19 protein-coding genes and 1 pseudogene are annotated in these 22032 nt (G+C 72.8%); 9 read left to right on the plus strand and 11 right to left on the minus strand.

Going from position 1 to position 22032, the window contains the following annotated elements; all coding sequences use genetic code 11:
• Positions 1-33: 33 nt before the first annotated feature.
• Complete coding sequence (locus AB0I82_RS01475) at positions 34-1737, minus strand: GAF domain-containing sensor histidine kinase (protein WP_363254978.1); 1704 nt, start codon at positions 1735-1737, stop codon at positions 34-36.
• A 141-nt stretch (positions 1738-1878) separates the two neighbouring features.
• Between AB0I82_RS01475 and AB0I82_RS01480 the strand changes: the two genes are divergently transcribed.
• Entirely contained in the window at positions 1879-2643 is a 765-nt protein-coding gene (locus tag AB0I82_RS01480) for a methyltransferase domain-containing protein (protein ID WP_363254979.1), read from the plus strand.
• 3 nt (positions 2644-2646) lie between these two features.
• On the opposite strand, the gene AB0I82_RS01485 is transcribed toward AB0I82_RS01480, so the two are convergent.
• Both AB0I82_RS01485 and AB0I82_RS01490 read right to left on the minus strand, forming a co-directional pair.
• Positions 2647-3846, minus strand: a complete 1200-nt coding sequence (locus tag AB0I82_RS01485) for a serine hydrolase domain-containing protein (protein WP_363256035.1) — start codon at positions 3844-3846, stop codon at positions 2647-2649.
• 47 nt (positions 3847-3893) lie between these two features.
• The gene (locus AB0I82_RS01490; RefSeq protein WP_363254980.1) at positions 3894-4646 is read right to left on the minus strand and encodes an FCD domain-containing protein; all 753 of its coding nucleotides are present in this window, start codon (positions 4644-4646) and stop codon (positions 3894-3896) included.
• Positions 4647-4768: 122 nt separating this feature from the next.
• Between AB0I82_RS01490 and AB0I82_RS01495 the strand changes: the two genes are divergently transcribed.
• The 3 genes from AB0I82_RS01495 (at position 4769) to AB0I82_RS01505 (ending at position 7716) form a co-directional block, all read left to right on the plus strand.
• Complete coding sequence (locus tag AB0I82_RS01495; protein WP_363254981.1) at positions 4769-5653, plus strand: carbon-nitrogen hydrolase family protein; 885 nt, start codon at positions 4769-4771, stop codon at positions 5651-5653.
• A 65-nt stretch (positions 5654-5718) separates the two neighbouring features.
• Positions 5719-7080 carry an APC family permease gene (locus tag AB0I82_RS01500; RefSeq protein ID WP_363254982.1) on the plus strand — a complete coding sequence of 454 codons (1362 nt, stop codon included), beginning with the start codon at positions 5719-5721 and terminating at the stop codon, positions 7078-7080.
• A gap of 24 nt (positions 7081-7104) precedes the next feature.
• Entirely contained in the window at positions 7105-7716 is a 612-nt protein-coding gene (locus AB0I82_RS01505; protein WP_363254983.1) for a GNAT family N-acetyltransferase, read from the plus strand.
• Between the two features lie 2 nt (positions 7717-7718).
• On the opposite strand, the gene AB0I82_RS01510 is transcribed toward AB0I82_RS01505, so the two are convergent.
• From AB0I82_RS01510 to AB0I82_RS01520, 3 genes are all read right to left on the minus strand, one after another.
• The gene (locus AB0I82_RS01510; protein ID WP_363254984.1) at positions 7719-10103 is read right to left on the minus strand and encodes an MFS transporter; all 2385 of its coding nucleotides are present in this window, start codon (positions 10101-10103) and stop codon (positions 7719-7721) included.
• A gap of 127 nt (positions 10104-10230) precedes the next feature.
• The gene (locus tag AB0I82_RS01515) at positions 10231-10860 is read right to left on the minus strand and encodes a TetR/AcrR family transcriptional regulator C-terminal ligand-binding domain-containing protein (RefSeq protein WP_363254985.1); all 630 of its coding nucleotides are present in this window, start codon (positions 10858-10860) and stop codon (positions 10231-10233) included.
• 139 nt (positions 10861-10999) lie between these two features.
• Complete coding sequence (locus AB0I82_RS01520; protein WP_363254986.1) at positions 11000-11659, minus strand: 4'-phosphopantetheinyl transferase superfamily protein; 660 nt, start codon at positions 11657-11659, stop codon at positions 11000-11002.
• A gap of 192 nt (positions 11660-11851) precedes the next feature.
• Between AB0I82_RS01520 and AB0I82_RS01525 the strand changes: the two genes are divergently transcribed.
• The gene (locus tag AB0I82_RS01525; RefSeq protein WP_363254988.1) at positions 11852-12367 is read left to right on the plus strand and encodes a DoxX family protein; all 516 of its coding nucleotides are present in this window, start codon (positions 11852-11854) and stop codon (positions 12365-12367) included.
• Positions 12368-12465: 98 nt separating this feature from the next.
• On the opposite strand, the gene AB0I82_RS01530 is transcribed toward AB0I82_RS01525, so the two are convergent.
• A complete protein-coding gene (locus AB0I82_RS01530; protein WP_051831192.1) occupies positions 12466-12735 on the minus strand; it encodes a hypothetical protein in 270 nt (89 codons plus the stop codon).
• Between the two features lie 318 nt (positions 12736-13053).
• On the opposite strand from AB0I82_RS01530, the gene AB0I82_RS01535 reads away from it, so the two are divergent.
• From AB0I82_RS01535 to AB0I82_RS01550, 4 genes and pseudogenes are all read left to right on the plus strand, one after another.
• Positions 13054-14343 (plus strand): MFS transporter, encoded by a 1290-nt coding sequence (locus AB0I82_RS01535; protein ID WP_363254989.1) that lies wholly within the window; start codon positions 13054-13056, stop codon positions 14341-14343.
• Positions 14344-14449: 106 nt separating this feature from the next.
• Entirely contained in the window at positions 14450-15160 is a 711-nt protein-coding gene (locus AB0I82_RS01540; protein WP_363254990.1) for a GntR family transcriptional regulator, read from the plus strand.
• A pseudogene (locus AB0I82_RS01545) lies at positions 15157-16089 on the plus strand (ROK family protein); the annotation flags it as partial. The gene AB0I82_RS01540 and the pseudogene AB0I82_RS01545, both read left to right, overlap by 4 nt.
• Before the next feature lie 42 nt (positions 16090-16131).
• On the plus strand, positions 16132-16815 hold the full coding sequence (locus AB0I82_RS01550) for an N-acetylmannosamine-6-phosphate 2-epimerase (RefSeq protein ID WP_363256036.1): 684 nt from the start codon (positions 16132-16134) through the stop codon (positions 16813-16815).
• A gap of 7 nt (positions 16816-16822) precedes the next feature.
• On the opposite strand, the gene AB0I82_RS01555 is transcribed toward AB0I82_RS01550, so the two are convergent.
• The 4 genes from AB0I82_RS01555 to AB0I82_RS01570 form a co-directional block, all read right to left on the minus strand.
• Positions 16823-18919 carry a xanthine dehydrogenase family protein molybdopterin-binding subunit gene (locus AB0I82_RS01555; protein WP_363254991.1) on the minus strand — a complete coding sequence of 699 codons (2097 nt, stop codon included), beginning with the start codon at positions 18917-18919 and terminating at the stop codon, positions 16823-16825.
• Entirely contained in the window at positions 18916-19917 is a 1002-nt protein-coding gene (locus AB0I82_RS01560; RefSeq protein ID WP_363254992.1) for a xanthine dehydrogenase family protein subunit M, read from the minus strand. Before AB0I82_RS01560 ends, AB0I82_RS01555 begins: the two co-directional genes overlap by 4 nt.
• Positions 19914-20456 carry a 2Fe-2S iron-sulfur cluster-binding protein gene (locus AB0I82_RS01565; protein ID WP_363254993.1) on the minus strand — a complete coding sequence of 181 codons (543 nt, stop codon included), beginning with the start codon at positions 20454-20456 and terminating at the stop codon, positions 19914-19916. The genes AB0I82_RS01560 and AB0I82_RS01565 overlap by 4 nt, the downstream gene beginning before the upstream one ends.
• Before the next feature lie 80 nt (positions 20457-20536).
• Positions 20537-22030, minus strand: a complete 1494-nt coding sequence (locus AB0I82_RS01570) for a rhamnulokinase family protein (RefSeq protein WP_363256037.1) — start codon at positions 22028-22030, stop codon at positions 20537-20539.
• Positions 22031-22032: the final 2 nt, after the last annotated feature.

Here is a 22032-nt window from a genome sequence, read left to right on the forward strand (position 1 = left end):
CCCCCCCCCCCCCACCACTCCACCCCCGGCTCGTCACCCGCTGCCGTCCGGCCGGGTGCCGTTCGGCCGGGCGCTGTTCGGCCGGGTGCCGTTCGGCAGCGGGACGCGCCAGATCAGGCGGGTGCCGCCGCCGGGCGGCGCCTCCAACTGCAACCGGCCGCCGAGCTGCCCGGCGCGCCACCGGATGTTCGCCAGCCCGCCGTCGCCCTCGCCCGGCGGGCAGCCGCCGTCCGCCGCCGGGCCGCGCTCCAGACCCACCCCGTCATCCGTGACCGTGAGGACCACGTCGTCCGCCACGGTCAGGGCGACGTCCACGCGCCGGGCGTGCGCGTGCCGGGCCGCGTTGCTCAGCGCCTCCGTCAGTACCGGCAGGAGCTGCCCGGCCGTCGTCGCGGGCACGTCGGTGTCCACCGGGCCTTCCATTCGCAGCGACGGCGCGAAGCCGAGCGCCGCTCCCGCCGACTCCACGACGTCCAGGACCCGACGGCGCAGCCCGGCGCCGTCCCGTGGCTCGGCGGCCGTCCGCAGCCCGAAGATCGTGGACCGGATGATCTTGATCGTCTCGTCCAGGTCGTCCACCGCGCGTCCGACGCGCGCCGCCGCCTCCGGCCGCTCGATCAGCCGCCCGGCGCTCTGCAGCGTCATCCCCGTCGCGAACAGCCGCTGGATCGCCAGGTCGTGCAGGTCCCGGGCGATCCGGTCCCGCTCGCGCAGCGCGTCCACCTGCTCCGCGGCCCGGCGCCTGCGGTCCAACTCCAGGGCGAGCGCAGCCTGTTCGGCGAAGCCGGAGATCAGCTCCACCTCGCCGTCGGAGAAGTGCTGCCGCCCGACGGCCCGGCTCAGCCACAGCGCCCCGCCGGCCCCCGCGTCCAGCAGCAGCGGCACGGCGACCGCGGGCCCCGCCGCCCGGCCCGGCTCCCGCAGCGCGGACGAGCGGGGATCGGTACGCAGATCCGCGGTGACGGCCGGCGCGCCCGTACGGGCGGCCAGCCCCGCGAGGGACCCGTCGCCCGGCACCACGGTCCCGTCGAGCTTCTCCGCGTCCATCCCCTCGGCCACCACAGCCGTCAAATCACCCGTACTCGCGTCCGGAAGAAACACCACGACCGAATCCGCGACGGCCAGATCGCCGCTGCGCCGGGCGATCAGCCCGAGCACTTCGTGGGTCGCCGCGCCCGACAGCAGCGACCGGGTGATCTCGCCGAGCGCCTCCAGCCACTGCTCCCGCCGCCGGCTCTCGTGGTACAGCCGTGCGTTGTCGATGGCCACACCGGCGGCGGCCGCCAGCATCGAGAGCATTGCCTCGTCGTCGGCGTCGAAGCGGGCGCCGCCGCGCTTCTCGGTGAGGTACAGATTGCCGAACACCTCTTCCCGCACCCGCACCGGCACGCCCAGGAACGTGCGCATCGGCGGGTGGTGGGCGGGGAACCCACCGCTGCCCGGATGGTCCGTCAGATCGGTCAGCCGCAGCGGCCGCGGATGGCGGATCAGCTCCCCGAGGACGCCGTGCCCGGCGGGCAACGGGCCGATCCGCGCGGCCAGTTCCTCGGACAGCCCGACGGGCAGGAACCGCGACAGCCGCTGCTCGTCGCCGATCACGCCGAGGGCGCCGTACTCCGCGTCGGCCAGCACCACGGCCGTCTCGACGATGTGCCGCAGCACCTGATCGACGCCGAGCTCGCCGCCGACGCTCAGCACCGCGTCCAACAGGCTGCACGTGCGCCGGTGCGACGGCATGGGGACGCCCTCCCCCACTCCCCCGTCTTCGGTCCGCTCCTTCCCGGCAGAGTAACCCGGAGGCCCTCCTTCCCACCCCTCGCTGCCACCAATGCCCGAGAGCCCGCCCCCAGAGGCGCCACGGGAAGCGAGGATGGCCGAATGACCGCCCTGTCGCGCGCCCACTCGTTCAACACCGCCGCCGCCCAGTACGCCGTGAACCGCCCCTCCTATCCGCCCGCGCTCCTGGACGCCGTCGAGGAGTTGGCGGGGCGGCCCCTCGCGGGCGCCCGGGTCGCCGACGTCGGCGCGGGTACCGGGATCGCCACCGTGCTGCTGCGCGAGCGCGGCGCCGATGTGCTCGCCGTCGAGCCCGGTGCCGGCATGGCGGCCCAGTTCCGCGAAGCCCTCCCCGACGTGCCGATCGTCCGGGGCGACGGCAACGCCCTGCCGCTCGCCGACGCCTCCTGCGACCTGATCACGTACGCACAGTCCTGGCACTGGACCGACACCGGCCGCTCCGTCCCCGAGGCGCTGCGCGTGCTGCGGCCGGGCGGCGCGCTCGCGGTCTGGTGGAACCGGCACGCCGCCGACGTACCGTGGATCGTCGCGCAGGAGGACCGCATCGCACGCCACTGCGGAGTGCGGCCACCTGCCGGGGCGTGCCCCGACGACCGCCGCGCCGCCCGGCTCGCGGGCCTCGCGGAGCTCCGCACGGCGCGCCGTCTGCTGCGCTGGAGCCGCACCGTCCCCCTCGACATGCATCTCGCCAACATCAGCAGCCACTCGGCGTTCCTCGTCCTCGGCGAGGCCGCCACGCGGGCCTTCCTCGCCGAGGAGCGCGCCCGCCTGCGCGAGCTCTTCCCCGGCGAGACGGTGGAGGAGACGTACGACGTCGATCTCCTGGTGGCCGCCCGCCCGCAGTAGGGGCTACTCCCCGCGCTTGCCGAGCCCCGGAGCCGCGTACACGGCGTCGACCAGCTTGAGGTTGCGGAGGTCGCCGCCGGTCGTGCTGCCGCCGAACTTGTTCATCGTGTACGCGTAGGACAGCCGGTTCTCCGGGTCGGCGAAGGCCAGGGAGCCGCCCGCGCCGCCGTGGCCGAAGGTGCCGGGGTTGGGTCCGAAGTAACCGAAGCCGTTGAGCATGTACCCGGCCGCCCAGGCGAACGGCAGCCGCTCCGGGGCCGCGGCGCTGAGCACGAGGTCGGGTTCGTCGCCCCGGCTCTGCCGTGCGCGCATCGCCGCCAGGGTGTCCGCACCGACCAACTCGCCGTTGGCGAGGGCGCGGTAGACCGTGGCCAGGCCGCGCGCGGTGGCATTGCCGTTGGCCGCGGGTATCTCGGCGCTGCGGCACTGCGCGCTGTTCACGTTCCCTATGGGCAGGTGGCCCATGGCAATCCACAGGCCCGCCAGCGGGTGCGCGTCCAGCGACCGGATCGGCCCCTCGGGCATCCCGGGGAACAACGCACGCAGCGTGCCGCCTCCCTCGGGCCCGATCAGCTGCGCGCAGCGGGGGTGCTCGGCTTCGGGGGTGCCTATGTACAGGTCGGCGCCGAGCGGTTCGGTGATCTCGGTGCGCAGGAAGGTGCCGAGCGAGGTGCCGGTGATACGGCGGACGAGCTCGCCGATCAGGAACCCGAAGCTGACCGCGTGGTAGCCCTGGGCGGTGCCGGGCTGCCACCACGGTGCGGTGGCGGCCAGTACCGCGCAGGTCTTCTCCCAGTCGTACACGTCCGCCGGGGTCAGGGGCTCGCGCGGCGCGAGAACGCCCGCGCGGTGGGAGAGCAGCCAGCGCACCGGTATGTCGCCCTTGCCCTCCTGGGCGAACTCCGGCCAGTAATGGGAGACGGGTGCGTCGAGGTCCAATTCACCGCGGTCCGCCAGCAGATGGGCGCAGAGCGCGGTCATTCCCTTGCTGGTGGAGTAGACGTTGACCAGTGTGTCCCGCTCCCACGGGCGGCTCCGGTCGGCGTCGGCGTGCCCGCCCCACAGGTCCACGACGAACTCTCCGTCGACGGTCACCGCGAGCGCGGCGCCGACCTCGCCGCGCTCGGCGAAGTTGCGCGCGAACTCCTCGCGGACGTTCTCGAACCCGGGGGCACAGATGCCCTGCACGACTGCTGTCACGATCCCTCGCCTCTGACAGGACGAATGGTTGCCTGCGGCAACGTAGCCCGTCAGGAATCGTTCAACAAGTGCATGAACATGGTCTCGTGCAGGGTGCACACATGACGCCCGGCGACCTCCGCGGCCGCGGCGGAATCACCCCGGCGCAGCGCCTCGACGAGGAGGCGGTGTTCGCCGTTGGACTCGCGCAGGTGGTCCAGCGGGTACGGCAGGTAGTAGCGGTACAGCTCCTTCAGCGCCAGCCCGTACGGCTCGACGACCGACGGCAGACCGGTGGCGGCCGCGACGGCGAGGTGGAACTCCTCGTCCGACCGGTGGAATTCGGCCCAGCTAGCCGCCCCGTCCATCTCCTCGACCAGGCGCGACAGCTCACGGCCCGCCGCCTCGTCCAGGCCGCGTGAGGCGGCGAGGTGGGCGATGCCGCATTCGAGGACGAGGCGGTGGTCGATCAGGGCATGCACGTCGGGCGCCGCGGCCCGGTAGGACTCCACGGCGCCGACCGCGCCACGGGGCGGGTGCTCCGCCACGAGGGTGCCGCCGGTGCGCCCCCGCTTACGCTCCAGCACGCCGTCCCGGCACAGCGCCACGAGGGCGCGGCGGACCGTGATCTCGGAGGTGTCGAGCGCCGCGGCGATCCGGTCGCTGCCCGGCAGCCGCTCGCCGGGCTTCAGGAGCCCGAGGTCGACGGCGAGCGCGATACGGGCCCGCACCGCGTCCAGCGCCGACAGCCGGCGGATGCCCGCCAGCGGCGGCGCGGTCAGGGCGTGCGGGGAGGACGAGGGGCGGGAGCGGGAGTCGGCCACGCGGCCACCGTAACCAAAAAACTGCTCATCTTGAACACTCTTGTTTAACTGATCAATGTGCTCTATTTTTCTCGGGCATCCGCTACCCACCCTCCCGTTCCCCCTCGAAGCAGGTGACGTCCATGTCCCGCCCGCTGCCCGTCGCACTCGCCCAGGCACCGGCCCGCCCCGCCGAAGCCCCCCTGTCCGGGTTCGCCGACGACGTCCACGCGCTGCTGGACAAGTTCCCGCAGACGCGGCTGGTCGCGTATCCGGAGCTGCACCTGTGCGGTGTGACGGGCAACCGGGAGGAGAGCGAGGCCAGGCTGCAGGAAGCAGCCGAGCCGCTGGACGGCCCGCGCACCAAGGCCCTCGCCGAGCTCGCCGGGGACCTCGGCATCTGGCTGCTGCCCGGCACCGTGTGCGAGCGGGGGCCCGGCGGCGAACTGTTCAACACCGCCCTGGCCTTCTCCCCCGAGGGCCGACTGGCCGCCTCGTACCGCAAGGTCTTCCCCTGGCGGCCGTACGAGCCGTACGCGGCCGGGGACCGCTTCGTCGTCGCGGACCTCGGTGACGCCGGCCGGGTCGGCTTCGCGATCTGTTACGACGCCTGGTTCCCGGAGGTCGCGCGGCAGCTGGCCTGGATGGGCGCCGAGGTGATCGTGAACCCCGTCATGACGACCACCGCCGACCGGGCGCAGGAGCTGGTGCTCGCGCGCGCCAACGCCATCGTGAACCAGGTGTACGTGCTCAGCGTGAACACCGCGGGCCCGGACGGCACCGGTCGCAGCCTGATCGTCGACCCCGAGGGCCGGGTCCGTACCGAAGCGGCGGACTCCGCCCCCACCGTCCTCACCGACGTGCTCGACCTCGACGACGTCGAGCGGGTCCGCACCCACGGGACGGCCGGTCTCAGCCGCATGTGGGACCAGTTCGGGGAGCGGGACGCCGCCATCGAACTGCCGCTGTACGAGGGCCGGATCGACCCGCGCACCTGGCGTCCCGGCCCGGACCGCGGCCGCCCCTGATCCGATGCATTTAACAAGCCCCCCGAGCCCCCTCCCCGCACCCGCACCACCCCTGGAGCACCACCGTGACCGAGCCCGCCCCCGCGCTCCGCCGGACCCTGACCCTGAGAGGCGTCGTCGCCTTCGGCCTCGCCTATATGGCCCCGCTGATCGTGCTCGGCACCTTCGGCGTCGTCGCCGGTGAGACGCACGGCGCCGTGCCCACCGCGTATCTGCTCGCCATGGTCGCGATGATCTTCACCGCGCACAGCTACGGCAAGATGGCGGCCCGCCACCCCGTCGCCGGCTCCGCCTATACGTACGTACGGCGCGCCATCGACTCACGGGCCGGATTCCTCGTCGGCTGGGCGACCCTGCTGGACTACTTCTTCCTGCCCATGGTCATCTGGCTGATCGGCGCCGCCTACCTCAAGGCCGAGTTCCCCGGCGTCCCCTCCTGGGTGTGGATCGTCGCCTTCATCGCCGTCACCACCACGCTGAACATCTGCGGCATCCGCACCGCCGAGCGCGCCAACGACCTGCTCATGGCCTTCCAGGTGCTGGTGATCGGCTTCTTCGCCGTCCTCTCCCTGCTGCACGTCTTCCATCAGGGCGGTACTGGGGCGATCTTCAGCAGCACGCCGTTCGTGAATGACGCGACCACCGTGACCAGCGTCTCCGCGGGTGCGGCCGTCGCCGCGTACTCCTTCCTCGGGTTCGACGCCGTCACCACCCTCACCGAGGAGGCCGTCGACCCGAAGCGCACCATTCCGCGCGCCATCCTCCTCACCGCCCTCATCGGCGGCGGCATCTTCGTCGCCCTCGCCTACACCACCCAGCTCGTCCACCCCGGCGCGGCGTTCGACGACCCCGACTCGGCGGCCTTCGAGATCGCCCAGACCATCGCGGGCGACCTGTTCGCCTCCTTCTTCCTCGCCGGGCTGGTCGTCGCGCAGTTCGCCTCCGGCATCGCCGCCCAGGCCAGCGCCTCCCGACTGCTGTACGCCATGGGGCGGGACGGCGTCCTGCCGCGCCGCCTCTTCGGCTATCTGCACCCCCGGCTCCGCACGCCCGCGCTCAACATCGCCCTCACCGGCCTGATCGGCCTGGTCGCCCTGCGGCTGAGCGTGACGACGTCCACGTCCTTCATCAACTTCGGTGCGTTCACGGCCTTCACGCTCGTCAACGTCAGTGTCATCGCGACGTATCTGCGCGAACGGCACTCCGGAAACCGGCTCAACCCGGTCACCTACCTGGCCTTCCCCGGCATCGGCGCCGCGGTCGACCTCTGGCTCCTCAGCCGCCTCGACGGCAAGGCCCTCACCCTCGGCCTGATCTGGCTGGCCCTCGGCGTCCTCTATCTCGCTTATCTCACGCGGCTGTTCCGCGTTCCGCCCCCGGAGATGGACTTCAGGGAGGAACCCGCGGGGGCGGGTGCTCCCGCTTGATCACCTCCGGGCAGAATGTGCCCCATGCCGAACATGTGTACCCCGAGGGCCGCGACGGCGGACGACGCGCCGGCGGTCGGCCGGTCGCTGGCCCGGGCCTTCGACGACGACCCGTTGATGTGCTGGTTGCTTCCCGAGGCCGCCTCGCGCGGTGAGCAGTTGGAGCGGTACTTCACCACGCTCTTCCGGCGGCAGTACGGGCCGCACGGCAGGTGTGAGGTCACCGACTCGGCGGCGGCCTTCTGGGTGCCGCCGGAGGCCGCGGAGAAGGCCGTGCCGGACGCGGAGACGGTGCAGGCGCTGCAGGAAATCCTCGGCGACCGGGCGGAGTTGCTGCGCGACACCGTGGAGCGGGTCGCCGCGCACACACCGCAGGAACCGCACTGGTACCTCGCGGTGATCGGCGCCGACCCGGACGTCCGCGGGCAGGGCCACGGGGCGGCGCTGCTGCGCTCGGGCCTGGCGCAGGCCGACGCGGCGGGGCTGCCGGTCTGCCTGGAGTCCTCGAAGCCGGACAACCTCCCGTTCTACGAGCACTTCGGGTTCACCGTGCGCGAGGAACTGCGTACCGGTGACGGCGGGCCGCCGCTGTGGCCGATGTGGCGCCCGGCCCACGCCGGCGGCCCCGCCCGCTGACGTCAGTCCCCGTGGGCGAGCGTGATGTCCACACCCTCCTGGCCGTCGGAGCCGACGGTCAGGGGGGTCGCCACCGGCGGATAGCCGCTGGCCACGACCGTGTACTCGCCGCCCGCCAGGTCCGTGAACACGTAAGCGCCGTCCGGGCCCGTCGTACGGACCGCCACCACGTTGCCCGCCGGGTCCAGCAGGGAGATGCGGGCCTCCCCGAGCGGCGCGCCGGCGCGGTTGTGGACCGTGCCGCGGAGCGTGGCCGCGGACTGGAGCACGGCGTCCTGACGAGTCGGCACGCCACCGGTGACCTCGGCGATACCGGCGTACGGCTGGTAGCCCTCCGCACTGGCCGTCAGGGTGTAGATACCCGGTACGAGTGAGGGCAGGCGGTAGCCGCCGTCCTCGCCGGAGGAGGCCGACTCGATCACATCACCGCGCTCGTCCGTGGCCACGACCAGCGCATTCGGCACCGGTGCCGAGCCCGCCCGCACCGTGCCCTCCAGGCCGCCGGTCCCGGCCAGCAGCAGGTCGAAGCCGACCGGTTCATCGCCGACGGCAAGGGTGGCCACGCGCGGCTGGTGCCCGGCGGCCGCGCCGACGAGTACATAGCTGCCGGCGGCCGGGGTGGCCAGCGCGTACTGGCCGTCCGCTGCCGCCGTGGCGCGGCCGAGCTGGCTGCCCTGGGAGTCGATCAGTGTGACGGCGGCTTCCGGCACGGGCGCGCCGGCCGCGTCCAGCACCCGGCCGTGCACGGCGGGACCGTCCGGCGTCGCGGCCGCTGCGGTCACCGGAGTCGGCGCCGTCTCGGTGGACTCGGCGGACTCGACCGACTCGGCGTGCGCCGCCCCGTGCCGGCCGTGGCCATGGCCGTGGTGCTCCGGCTCCACCGGTACTGCCTGGCCGTGCTCGGCGACGGCCTTGCCCCTGCGGTACAGCAGCAGCGTGATGACCAGGCCTGCGGCGAAGAAGGCGGCGGCCCACCAGTACGCGATGTCGTAGCTGTGCAGGGCGGCTTCCGCCTGGTTCAGCCTGGTCGGCTTGCGGTCCGCGAGGTAATTGGTGACGGCGCTGGCGGCCATCGTGTTGAACAGCGCGGTGCCGATCGAACCGCCGACCTGCTGCATCGTGTTGACCGTCGCCGAGGCGACACCCTGATCCTTCGGTGCGACGCCCAGCGTGGCCAGGCTCATCGCGGGCGGCATGACCATACCGAGGCCGAAGCCCATCACCAGCAGCGGCGGCAGGACATGCGCCGCGTACGTGCTGTCCAGGTCCAGCCGGGTCAGCCAGACCATGCCGGCCCCGGCGAAGAACATGCCCAGCGGCACGATCGGCTTGGGGCCGATCTTCGGCACGAGGATGTTCATCGACAGCTGCGCCATCACCATCAGCATGCCGACCATCGGCAGGAAGGCGAGACCCGTCTTGACCGGCGTGTACTCCAGGGTCTGCTGCAGGTAGTACGTCAGGAAGAGGAAGACCCCGAACATGCCGGCGCCGGAGATGAACACGGATATGAAGGACGCGGCGCGGTTGCGGTCACCCAGTACACGCAGCGGCAGCAGCGGATGCCCGGCGCGCGTCTCCCAGAGCACGAACGCCAGGAGCAGCACGCCGCCGCCCGCGAGGAACGCCCAGCACATCCAGTGGCTCCAGGCGTGCGTCTCGGCGCTGGAGAAGCCGAAGACGATGCCGAAGAGCCCCGCGGCGACGAGCAGCGTGCCGAAGAGGTCCAGCCGGGGCCGTGCGGTGGGCGCGGGGCGGCGGACGAAGATCAGCGCGCCGATGACCGCGACGACGGCGATGGCGAGGTTGACGTACAGGGTCCAGCGCCAGTCCAGGTGCTCGGTCAGTACGCCGCCGAGCAGCAGCCCGATGGCGCCGCCGGAACCGGCGATGGCACCGAAGATGCCGAACGCCTTGGCGCGTTCCTTGACGTCGGTGAACGTCGTCGTCAGCAGGGACAGCGCGGACGGCGCGAGCAGCGCGCCGAACAGGCCCTGCAGGGCCCGGCCGATCACCAGCATCGAGAAGCTGTGGGCCGCGCCGGCCAGCGCCGAGGACCCGGCGAAGCCGACCAGGCCGATCAGCAGCGTCGTCTTCCGCCCGAAGAGGTCGGCGAGCCGCCCGCCGAGCAGCAGCAGGGAGCCGAAGGCGAGGGAGTAGGCGGTGACGACCCACTGCCGGCCGTCGTTGTTGAAGCCCAGGTCGCGCTGGGCGGACGGGAGGGCGATGTTCACGATGGTGGCGTCCAGCACCACCATCAGCTGGGCGAGGCCGATGACGGCCAGCACCCACCAGCGGTGGGGGGTGTGCCCCGTCGCCCGGCCGCCGGACGGCGCCTCGGCCGGCTGCCCGGCGTCGGCGCCTGCATCGACACGGGTGGAGGTCATACGGAGTCCTTTGGATCTTCCGGGGTCCGGTGCTCCTCTTCCGGGGTCCCCGGGGGTGGTTCTCGTGCGTGCCGCCCGGCGTTGCGCCCGGGCCGGCGTCAGTGCCTGTGTCTCAGAGCCTGGTCGCTCAGGTCCGCAGCAGGGCGGGAAGCACCACGGCGTCCAGATAGCGCGTGAGGTACGCGGCGTCCGCGGGGCGTTGTTCGAGCATCGGGCGCGCGAAGACGGCGCCGGACAGTGCGTGCGGGAAGAAGGGGATCGCCGGGCAGCCGGGGTCGACCTCGCCGCGGGCGACCGCCCGGTCGAGCATCGCCTGCATCACCTCCAGTTCGGGTTCGATCAGGGCCGTGTGCATGGCCTCGGCCAGCTCCGGATCCCTGTGCACGGCGTGCGAGATCCCGCGCATCAGGTCGATGTCCTTCTTGGCATCCCCGATCCGCCGGGCGAGCTCGTGCACATCACCGCGGAGCGAACCGGTGTCCAGGTCCTCCAGCGAGAACGGCCGCAGATGCCGCAGCGCGGCGGACACCAGCCGGGGCTTCCCGTGCCAGCGGCGGTACAGCGTGGCCTTGCTGCAACGGGAGCGGGCGGCGACGGCGTCCAGCGTGAGGTTCTCGTACCCGACCTCGCGCACCAGGTCCAGGACCGCGGTGTACAGCTCGCTCTCGCGCTCCGGCGAGAGCCGCGTCCGGCGTGCTGCCCCTTCGCCCTGGCGTGGCGCGGGGGTGGCGGCGGACGGCGGCGTGGTGACGGACATGCCCATCCTGAACAACGGATCGGATCGAGTGGCACGACCGCATCGGATCGAAACGGTTTCGTACCCTTACGCCATTCGAGCGTACGCCCGCCTCCGATCGAAACGCAAACGTTTCGTTATTCGGCCGCCTGCCCCAGGGTTACGCAGGCATCACCACCGCCGTCGTCACCAGCCCCGACCCGATCAGCCACCGGCCGCTGAACCCGGTGAGCTCCCGGCCCCGGACGACCGGCCCGGGGACGAGGAGGCGGGCGGTGAAGGTGGCGTCCGTCGGGTCGAGGGTGAGATGCGCGTCCTCGAAACCGAGCCAGCGGCGGGCGAGCGGATACCACGCCTTGTAGACGCTCTCCTTCGCGCTGAAGATCAGCCGGTCCCAGCAGACCTCGGGCATCAGCTCGGCCAGCCGGGCCAGTTGGGTTCGCTCCTCGGGGAGGGTGACCAGCTCCAGTACGCCCGGATCGGCCACCGGCTCGTGCGGCTCCGCGTCCAGGCCCAGGGTCAGCACGTCCGTGGCGCGGGCGACGGCGGCGGCGCGATAACCGGTGCAATGGGTGAGCGCCCCGACGACGCCGGGCGGCCAGACCGGCGCACGGTCGGGCCCCGGCAGCAGGGGCGCGGGGGCGAACCCCAGCCGGGCGAGCGCGTCTCGGGCGCAGCCGCGTACCGTACCGAACTCCTGCTGCCGCTTCGGTACCGCGTCGGCCACCAGGGCCAGTTCCTCGGGGAACATGTCCGAGACGGGCGCGTCGTGGAACGCCTCGGCGGTGATCACGGGAGCGGGCAGCAGCTTGTCGATCATGCGAGGGTCCCGGCGGTGGCGGCGGCAAGGGCGCGCATCTCGTAAGTCACCACTGAAGTAAAGACGGTGCGGGGCGGAGAGTGAAGGGCGGCCCGGGGCAGTACGCAACCGGTCGGCCAGGCAGTTGCCCCATCCGAGGGGAGCGGCCGGAACCGAGGGATGAGGTCCGGCCCGAAGGGGCACTCGTGGGCCATGCTTGTACTGCGACTTCTCGCCCGGCCCATGCTGGCCTCGACCTACGTCGTCCAGGGCCTCCAGACACTCCGCAATCCCGAGCCCCTGGTACCGGCCGCCGAGCCGATTGCCCAGCCGATCGCCCAGCGCATTCCCGGTATGCCGGAACAGACCGAGCAGCTCGTCCGCATCAGCGGCGGCGTGCAGCTGGTGGCCGGCTCCCTGCTGGCGATCGGCCGCTTCCCACGGGTGTCCGCGCTGGCCATCGCGGCCACGCTGGTGCCCACGACGCTCGCCGGTCACCGCTTCTGGGAGGCCGAGGACGAAGAGACGCGCACCCAGCAGCGCATCCAGTTCCTCAAGAACCTCTCCATGCTCGGCGGGCTGCTCATCGCCTCGGCGGACACCCACGGCAAGCCGTCCCTCGCCTGGCAGGGCCGGCACGCGGCACACCAGGCCCGCCGCGAGGCGGCGCTGCGCGCCCGCACGGCCTGCAAGACCCACAAGATCAGCAGCCGCCTGCCGGTCGGCTGACCGGCCGCGGTCCGTACGACGACGGGCCCGTACGACGAAGGGGCGGGCCGGAAGACCGGCCCGCCCCTTCGCGTCAGCGGTTGTTCAGCGTATGTGCGTCAGCGGGTGTAACGCATCAGAGTGCGGACCATGTGGCAGGTGGTGTCGGACGGGCGGTGGATGCCGACGAGCGCGGCGGTGTCACGGATGAGTCGGTTCGGCGCGCGGTCCGGTGTGTGCACACCGGAGTCGAGCAGGGCGATGGCCAGACGCATGGCCTTGAGCCGGCGGTTGTGAGCGATGTACCACTCGCGCGGCCGGCCTGCCGGCAGCGGCTTCTTCGCGAGCGGGGCGTACGGCAGATCGAACAGCGGGCGCGTCGAAGACATTACGGCAGCCGTCACAGGGTCCCTCCTGTCGTGGTCGAGAGCCCCGGACCCCCCGTGAGCTCCCTCGAACACTGCTTCTATTTTAGTCGATTTCGGCCGGCTCCAACACCCCTTCAGGGAGCCCTTTTTCGCAGGTCAGGGGCGCAATACGCCCTTCGGGACCCCCAGTTCGCGACCCCTTGACCGGCAATCGGCGCCGCCGCGGCCGACTGAAAGGTTTCAAAGCAAAAATCCGCCTCACCTATTGACTCCAGAGACCCTCCCCTCCATGGTTTGAGTCGTTTCAAACACGCAACATGTGAGGGCGAAGGAGTCCACGTGACATCCGTGCAGAGCACGCAGTCCGCCGCCGACGGGGCAGACGGCGCCGTCTCGCGGCAGCAGTGGAAGTGGACCGGGCTGGCCGGCATGGCGTCCTATCTCGACGCCGGGTCGATCGTCGCGCTCAGCTCCGGTCTCGCCCTCTTCCAGGACCGTTTCGGGCTTTCGGAGAGCGGCCTCGGCGCGCTGACGGCCATCGGACCCAACGCCATCGGCGCGGCGATCGGCGCGTTCATCGGCGGGCGGCTGGGCGACAAGCTCGGCCGCAAGCGCATCTACCAGTACGACCTGCTCGTGTACGCGGCGGCCATCCTGCTCATCGCCTTCGCGGTCAACCCGCTGATGCTGTTCACCGGCACCTTCATCGTGGGCCTGGCCGTCGGCGCGGACGTGCCGACCTCGCTCGCGCTGGTCGGCGAGTTCTCCCCCGCCAAGGCGCGCGGCAAGCTGCTCGGCATGACCCAGGTGACCTGGAGCCTCGGCCCGGTGGTCGTACTGCTGCTCGCCTGGGCCCTGTCGGACCTCGGCCTGCTCGGCATCCGCATCGTCTTCCTGCACCTGTTCGTGGTGTCACTGGTGACGTACGCACTGCGCCGCGGCATGGTCGAGTCGGCGGTCTGGCGCAGCGCGGCGAAGGGCGGCGCGGCGGCCCGTCCCAAGGTCCGCGAGCTGCTGCGCGGCGCGCACCTGCGGGCGCTGCTGTTCACCGGCGGCATCTACCTCTTCTGGAACCTCGCGGCCGGCACGAACGGCATCTTCACCCCGTACATGGTCCAGAGTCTCGGCGCGGGCAGCCAGGCCACCAGCGTCGCCCTGTCCTGCGCCAGCTTCGCGCTGGTCATCGTCGGTACGGTCGCGGTGTACATGCGGTACTCCGACCGCGGCCACCGCTACCGCAAGGTGATGTGGATCGTCGGCTCGGTGATGCAGGTCTGTGCGTACGGCGTCTTCCTCTTCCTGCCGTTCACCCTCCCCGTCATCGTCTTCAACGTCGTGCTCTTCGGCGTCGGGCAGGCCATGGCGGGCGAGGCCGTCTACAAGACCATCAGCCAGGAGGTCTTCCCGACGATGCTGCGCGGCACGGCGCAGGGCATCACCTTCGGCACGTCCCGCGTCGTCCTCGGCGTCTGGTCGTTCTTCGTACCCGCACTGGCGAGCACCGGCATCGCACCGGTCGCCGCCTTCCTCACCGCCTCGCTCCTCATCTGCGGCGTCATCGGCCTGTTCATGCCCAACACGGCGGGCAAGCCGCTGGAGCAGGTGGAGGCCGAGCGGGCTGCCGCCTGATTGGATGGTACCAATCAGGCGCTCGCCTTGGCTTCGCGCAAGGTTTCGCGCAATAATCCCGGCATTGGTTGGCACCAATCACAACAAGCGACCGGGATGGTGAAGCGTGGCCCGACAGGCCAAGCACGAGGAACTGCGGGTGGCGCTGCTCGGCGAGATGGCCGGTGCTCCCCCGCACACCCCGCTGCCCACGGAGCGGGAGATCGCCACGCGCCACGGCGTCTCGCGCAACACCGTGCGGCAGGCGCTGGACGCGCTGGAGGCGGCGGGGAGTGTCTACCGGGTGCAGGGCGCGGGGACGTTCGTCGCTCCGCCCGTCGTTTCCAAGTCGCTCACCCTCACCTCGTTCTCCGAGGACATGGCCGAGCGGAACCTCGCACCGGCCTCGCGGCTGCTGGCCGCCGGGACGGTGCGGGCCGGCCGGCAGCTCGCCGAGCGGCTCGGTGTCGCGCCGGACTCCGACGTCGTCCGCGTCTCCCGGCTGCGGCTCGCCGACGGCTCCCCCATGTGCCTGGAGAACGTCCACTTCCCGGCCGACCGCGTCCCCGGGCTCGTCGACGAGGACCTGACGGGTTCGCTCTACGCGCTGCTCAACGAGCGGTACGGGCTGGACATCCGCTCGGCCGACCAGATCATCCGGGCCGTCGACCTCGACGACACGGAGTCGGCCCTGCTCGGCGTGCCACTGGGCAGTTCGGGGCTGCGGGTGCAGCGGGTCGGCCTCGACCGCCGCGACACCCCGGTCGAGGCGACGACCACGATCTACCGCGCCGACCGCTACGACATCCGCTTCACCGTCCGCAGGGCGCAGTCATGACGGCCGCGAGGGCTGATGGAACCCCGCCCCGCACGCTGCTGGGCGTCGATGTCGGCGGGACGAAGATCGCTGCCGGTGTTGTCTCGCCGGACGGCGCGCTGCTGACCTCCGTCGTCCGGCCCACGCCCGCCGCGCAGGGCCGGACCGCGGTACTGGACGCCATCGCGGCGGCCGTCCGCGAACTGCCCGGGTGGGAAGGCGCGGCGGGCCTGGGCATCGGTACCGGCGGGGTCCTCGACCGCGACCGGGGCGTCGTACTGTCCGCCAACGCACTGCTCCCCGGCTGGGCGGGCACCCGGCTGAGCGAGGAGCTGAGCGCCCGGCTCGGGCTTCCGGTGGCCGCCGACAACGACGCCAATGTCTTCGCACTGGCCGAGCAGACCTACGGCGCCGGCGCGGGCTGCGCCTCCGTGCTGTACGTGAGCGTCGGCACCGGCATCGGCGGCGGACTGGCCGTCGGCAGGCGGCTGTTGCGCGGTGCGCACTGGACGGCGGGCGAGTTCGGTCATATAGCGGTACCGGAGGCCGGCGGGCGGCCGTGCAACTGCGGCCGTACGGGGCATCTGGAGGCCGTCGCTTCCGGGCCCGCGATCACTGCGCGGTTCCGTGAACTGACCGGGGATGAGGACGTGTACGACCTGCGGACGGTCGCGGCGCTGGCGGAGACGGACAGCCGTACCGGTACCGGCACCGAGGCCGCCCGTACCGCCCTCGCCGAGGGTGCGGGCGCGCTGGGCCGGGCGCTGGCGGGACTGGTCAACACCATCGATCCCGAACGGGTCGTGGTAGGCGGCGGTGTCGCCTCCATCGGCGCGCCGTTCTGGCAGCCGCTGACCGAGGCGTTCACCGCCGAGCTGCTGCCCGGCCCCGCCTCCGTACGCCCCGTACCCGCGGCGCTCGGTCCCCGTGCCGCGGTGATCGGCGCCGCGGCGCTGCTGCTGGAGGGCCGCACACACCCCAGCCGCACCACCATGCCCTCCGCCCGCGCCCGCGAGCTGCTCGACAGCCTGCGCGGCCGACTCGTCGTCTCGTGCCAGGCCCCGCCCGGTGACCCGCTGCGTGCCCCGGAGCACATGGCCGCGATGGCCGCGTCGGTGACCGCGGGCGCGCCGGTGGCGGGGGTGCGCGTCCAGGGCGTGGACGACATCCGTGCCGTACGGGCCGTGGTCGGGCTGCCGGTCATCGGGCTCTGGAAGGACGGGGCCGAGGGGGTCTACATCACACCGACCGCCGCGCACGCGCGGGCCGTTGCCGAGGCGGGTGCCGAGATCGTCGCCGTGGACGCGACCGACCGCCCGCGCCCGGACGGCCGCCCGTTGCGCGAGACGGTCGAGACGGTGCACCGCCTCGGCAGGCTGCTGATGGCCGACGTGTCCACTGTCGAAGAGGGTGTGGCGGCCACCGCGCTCGGTGCCGATGTCGTCTCCACCACCCTGTCCGGCTACACCCCGTACAGCCGCCAGCAGCCGGGCCCCGACCTGGAGCTGGTCGCCGAGCTGGCCGGGCGGCTGGACGTGCCCGTCTTCGCCGAGGGGCGGCTGCACACCCCGGAGCTGGCCCGTGCGGCCATCGACGCGGGCGCGTGGGGCGTCGTCGTGGGCGGCGCGATCACCGCACCCGCCGCGATAGCGACCCGTTTCGCCGCCGCGCTCTGACGCACTGTCAGGGGAGGTGTGGCAACAGCGCATCAGGAGTGACAGGCAGTGCGCGCACACGCACCCCGGTCGCATGATGCACGGCATTGGTCACAGCCGCCGCCGTCCCCACGATCCCGATCTCGCCGATGCCCTTGGAGCCCATCGGGTTCAGGTGCGGGTCCTCCTCCTCGATCCAGTGCACATCGATGTCCGGCACGTCGGCGCAGACCGGTACGTGGTACATGGCCAGGTCGCGTTCCGCGTAGTCGCCGAACTCGCGGTCCATGGTGCTGTGTTCCGTCAGCGCCATGCCGAGGCCCATCGTCATGCCGCCGAGGAACTGCGAGCGGGCTGTGCGCGGGTTCAGGATGCGGCCCGCGGCGAAGACGCCGAGGAGCCGCCGCACTCGGGTCTCGCCCGTCGCGGTGTCCACCTGTACCTCGGCGAACTGGGCGCCGTACGCGTGCCGTGCGTACTCCTTGCCGCCCTTGCTCTCCTCGGTGGTGTCGGCGGCGACCGTCAGGCCCGTAGCCGGTACCTCGCTGTGTTCCTCCAGCGCGCGCCGCAGTCCGTCGCACGCCTTGTGCACCGCCGTGCCCCACGAGGAGGTGCCGGCGGAGCCGCCGGCGACCGGGCCCTCGGGCAGTTCGCTGCACCCCACGTGGATGCGGACGCGGTCCATGGGCAGCCGCAGCGCGTCGGCGGCGATCTGGGCGAGGACGGTACGGGCGCCGGTGCCGATGTCGGTGGCGTTCACCCGGACGTCGATCAGCCCGTCGGCGCGGGCGTGTGCCTCGGCGTGGCACGGGGCGACCATGACCGGGTACGTCGAGGCGGCCACGCCGGTGCCGAGCAGCAGCCGGCCGTCGCGGCGGGATGCGGGGCGCGGGTCGCGGTGCTGCCAGCCGAAGCGGCGGGCGCCCTCGCGCAGGCATTCCACGAGGTGGCGGCTGCTGTAGGGGCGGCCGGAGTCCGGCTCGCGGTCGGGCTCGTTGCGTACCCGTAGTTCGATGGGGTCCAGGTCGCAGGCGAGGGCGAGTTCGTCCATGGCCGATTCGAGCGCGTACATGCCGGGGCACTCGCCGGGGGCGCGCATCCAGGACGGGGTGGGCACGTCCAGCCGGGCGACCCGGTGGGTGGTGCGGCTGGCCGGCGAGACGTACATCGTGCGGCTGGGCGCCGCGGCCTGCTCGACGAACTCCTGCACCGTGGAGGACTGGGTGGTGATCTCGTGCGCGAGTGCCTGGATGCGGCCGTCGCGGTCGGCTCCGATGCGCAGGCGCTGGATCGTCGGGGCGCGGTGGCCGGTGACGGCCGGCAGCTGCTGGCGGGCGAAGGCGAGGGTGACCGGGCGGCCGGTGACGCGCGCGGCCATGGCGGCGAGCACCACGTGCGGGCGCGGCGTGCCCTTGGAGCCGAAGCCGCCGCCGACGTGCTCGCTGGTGACGAGCACCTGGTCGGGGCCGAGTGCGAAGAGCTGGGCCAGCATCTGCTGGACGGTGGAGGAGCCCTGGCTGGAGTCGTGCAGGCACAGCTTCCGCTCACCCTCCCACCAGGCGGTGGCGGCGTGCGGCTCCATGGGGTGGTTGTGCAGCGGCGGGGTTTCGTAGACGGCGTCGTGCTGGACGGGGGCCTCGGCGTAGGCCGCGTCGAAGTCGCCGCGTTCCCGGTCGGCGGGGTGGCCGCCGTTGGCGGTGTCGGGCGCGTAGATGGCGGGGTGGTCGGTGGTGAGGAGCACGTCGTGCGGCTCGGAGGTGTAGTCCAGGCGTACCGCGGTCGCGGCGGCGCGGGCCGCTTCCAGGGAGGTGGCGACCGCGAGCGCGACGATCTGGCCGCGGTGCGCGACGTGCCGGGACTGCAGGACGGCGAGGGTGGGGTCGTCGCCCTCGGCGAGGCGGGGCGCGTTCTCGTGGGTGAGTACGGCGACGACTGCGGGGTCGGCGAGTGCGGCATCGGTGTCGACGGCGGTGATCTCGCCGCGGGCGATCGTGGCGGGCACCGCCCAGGCGTACAGGCCGTCGGGGCGTGCGTGGTCGGCGGCGTACCGCGCCGTGCCGGTCACCTTCTCGCGGCTCTCCAGCCGTGCGGTGTCCGCGCCCAGGGTCCGGGGCAAGGTCGTCATCGCATACCCTCCGCGTGCGTGCCCGCGAGGTCCGTCAGCAGGGCGACGGCCAGTCGGCGGGCGAGCGGGATCTTGTAGCCGTTGTCGCGCAGCGGCTCGGCGGCCGCCAGTTCCTCGTCCACGGCCCGGCCGAAAAACTCCTCGGTGGCGGGCCGGCCGAGCAGCGCGGCCTCGGCGGCTCGGGCGCGCCACGGCTTGGCCGCGAGCGCGCCGAACGCCAGCCGTACGTGCTCGACGGTGCCGTCGCTCACCCGCAGGTCGGCGGCGGCCGAGGCGAGTGCGAAGGCGTACGAGGCGCGTTCGCGGGCCTTGCGGTACGCCGAGTGGGCGCCGGGCACCGGCGGCGGCAGCTCCACGGCGGTGATCAGTTCCCCGTGCTGGAGGACGGTGTCCTGGTCGGGGGTGTCGCCCGGCAGCCGGTGCAGTTCGGCGACCGGCAGCGTCCGCTCGCCGTCGGCGGAGACGCAGTGCACCTGCGCGTCGAGGGCCGTCAGGGCCACCGCCATGTCCGAGGGGTGGGTGGCCACGCAGTGTTGGGAGGCGCCGAGGACCGCGAGGTCGCGGTGGATGCCGCTGCGCGCGGGGCAGCCGGAGCCGGGGCGCCGCTTGTTGCAGGGCTTGCCGATGTCCTGGAAGTACGTACAGCGGGTGCGCTGCAGCAGGTTGCCGCCGATCGTGGCGAGGTTGCGCAGCTGGGGCGAGGCGCCGGCGAGCAGGGCCTGGGAGAGCGCCGGGTAGCGGGCGCGGACGGCGGTGTGCACGGCGAGGGTGCTGTTGCGCACGGTGGCGCCCACCCGCAGTCCCCCACCATCGGTCTCGCTGACGTCGTCGAACGGCAGCCGACTCACATCGACCAGCATTTCCGGCACCTCGACCCCGAGCTTCATCAGGTCCACGAGGTTGGTGCCGCCGCCGAGGAAGGCCGCGCGCGGTGCGCGGGAGAGCAGGTCGACGGCGGCCGCGGGATCGGTGGCCGTCTCGTAGCGGAAGGGTTTCACCGGGCCGCCTCCCGCACCGCGTCGACGATGTTCACATACGCGCCGCAGCGGCAGATGTTGCCGCTCATCCGCTCCCGTACCTCGCCGCCGGTCAGCTCCACCGGGCCGTCCGGCGCGCCGACGGGCGTCACCGCGCTGGGCCAGCCGGCCTCGGCCTCGGCGATCGCCCCGACGCCGGAGCAGATCTGGCCGGGCGTGCAGAAGCCGCACTGGAATCCGTCGTGCGCGATGAACGCCTCCTGGAGCGGGTGCAGCGCGTCCCCGTCGGCCAGGCCCTCGACGGTCGTCACGCGCGCGCCGTCGGCGGCCACCGCGAGCACCAGGCAGGAGTTGACGCGGTGGCCGTCCAGCAGGACCGTGCAGGCCCCGCACTGGCCGTGGTCGCAGCCCTTCTTGGCACCGGTCAGCCGTACGTCCTCGCGGAGCAGGTCGAGCAGCGTGGTGCGGTTGTCGACTACTTGTGCCCGGCGTTCGCCGTTGATGTGCAGGCTGAGCGCGGTGGTGGTATCCGCGTCGCCCGTACCCTCCGTGCTTCTCATGGAGTCAGGGGTGCCCCTGAAGGTGAGCGACGAAAACGGACCGGGCCGCTCCACACCTCACTCGGACCAATGCGCGCCGCTCAGGCCACCCCGATGCGGGCCTCCGCCGCGTCCCAGGCCGCTCGGTCGCCACCGGGCTCGTAGCGGCGCAGTGGCTGGGTCGCGGCGACCAGGTGGCGCATTGCGGCGTGGTCGGGGACCAGGCCGTGAGTGCGGGCCTGGAGGAGGATGTTGCCGAGGGCTGTGGCCTCGGCGGGGCCCGCGATGACGGGGAGGCCGGTGGCGTCGGCGGTCAGTCGGCAGAGGAGTTCGTTGCGGCTGCCGCCGCCGACCAGGTGGACGGTGCGGATCTCCCGCCCGGCGAGCGCGGCGGCCTGCCGCAGGGTGCGCCGGTGGGCCAGGGCCAGGCTCTCCAGGATGCAGCGGACGACGGCGCCCCGGCTCTCCGGGGCGCGCTGTCCGGTGCGGCGGCAGAAGCTCCGTATCCGCGCGGGCATGTCGCCCGGCGGCAGGAACTCGGGCGCGTCCGGGTCGACGAGCGCCGCGAAAGGCTCTGCCCGCTCGGCCTCGGCGAGCAGATCGGGCAGGGCGGCGGGCGCGCCCTGCGCCGCCCAGGTGCGGCGGCACTCCTCCAGCAGCCACATGCCCATGATGTTGCGCAGGTAACGCACCGTGCCGTCGATGCCGCGTTCGTTGGTGAAGTTGGCGGCCCGGGACTCCTCGGTGAGCACCGGCGCGTCCAGCTCCAGCCCGGCCAGCGACCAGGTGCCGCAGGAGATGTACGCGAAGCCGGGCTCCGTGGCGGGCACGGCGGCGACCGCGGAGGCGGTGTCATGGGAGGCGACGGTGGTCACCGGGGTCGCCGCGTTCAGTCCGGTGTACTCGGCGACGTGCGGCAGCAGCGTCCCGGCCGGCTCGCCCGGGCGGCGCAACGGCGGCAGCAGCGCCGGGTCGATGCCGAGCCGGTCGAGCAGCGCGCCGGACCAGGTGCCGGTACGGGCGTCGAGCAGCCCGGTGGTGGACGCGTTGGTCTCCTCCGCACCGACCGTGCCGGTCAGCCAGTGCACGAGCAGGTCCGGGATGAGCAGCAGGGTGCGCGCGGCGGCCAGCTGCGCGCTGCCGCGGGCCGCTTCGAGCTGGTACACGGTGTTGAAGGGCAGGTGCTGCAGCCCGGTGATCGCGTGCAGTTCCTCGGGCCCGGCCTTGGCCCACACCTGCTCGGCTGCGCCGTCGGTGCGGCCGTCCCGGTAGTGGTACGGCGGGCCGAGCAGCGCGCCGTCGGCGTCCAGGAGCCCGTAGTCCACCGCCCAGGTGTCGACCCCGATGGAGGCCAGTCCGTCGACCGGACCGGCCGCCCCGGCGGACCCGGCCGCCCCCGCCGCCGCGCGCAGGCCGTCCAGTACGCCCTGGTAAAGCGCCAGCACGTCCCAGCGCAGCCCGTCGGGCAGCCGTACGGGGGTGTTGGGAAACCGATGCACCTCACTCAATTCGAGGCTGTCCGGGCCGACCCGGCCGAGGATCACGCGCCCGCTGGTGGCGCCGAGATCCACGGCGGCGAAGGAGGGTGTGCTGATCA

The sequence above is a fragment of the Streptomyces sp. NPDC050315 genome, from assembly GCF_040655775.1.
Classification (GTDB): Bacteria; Actinomycetota; Actinomycetes; order Streptomycetales; family Streptomycetaceae; genus Streptomyces.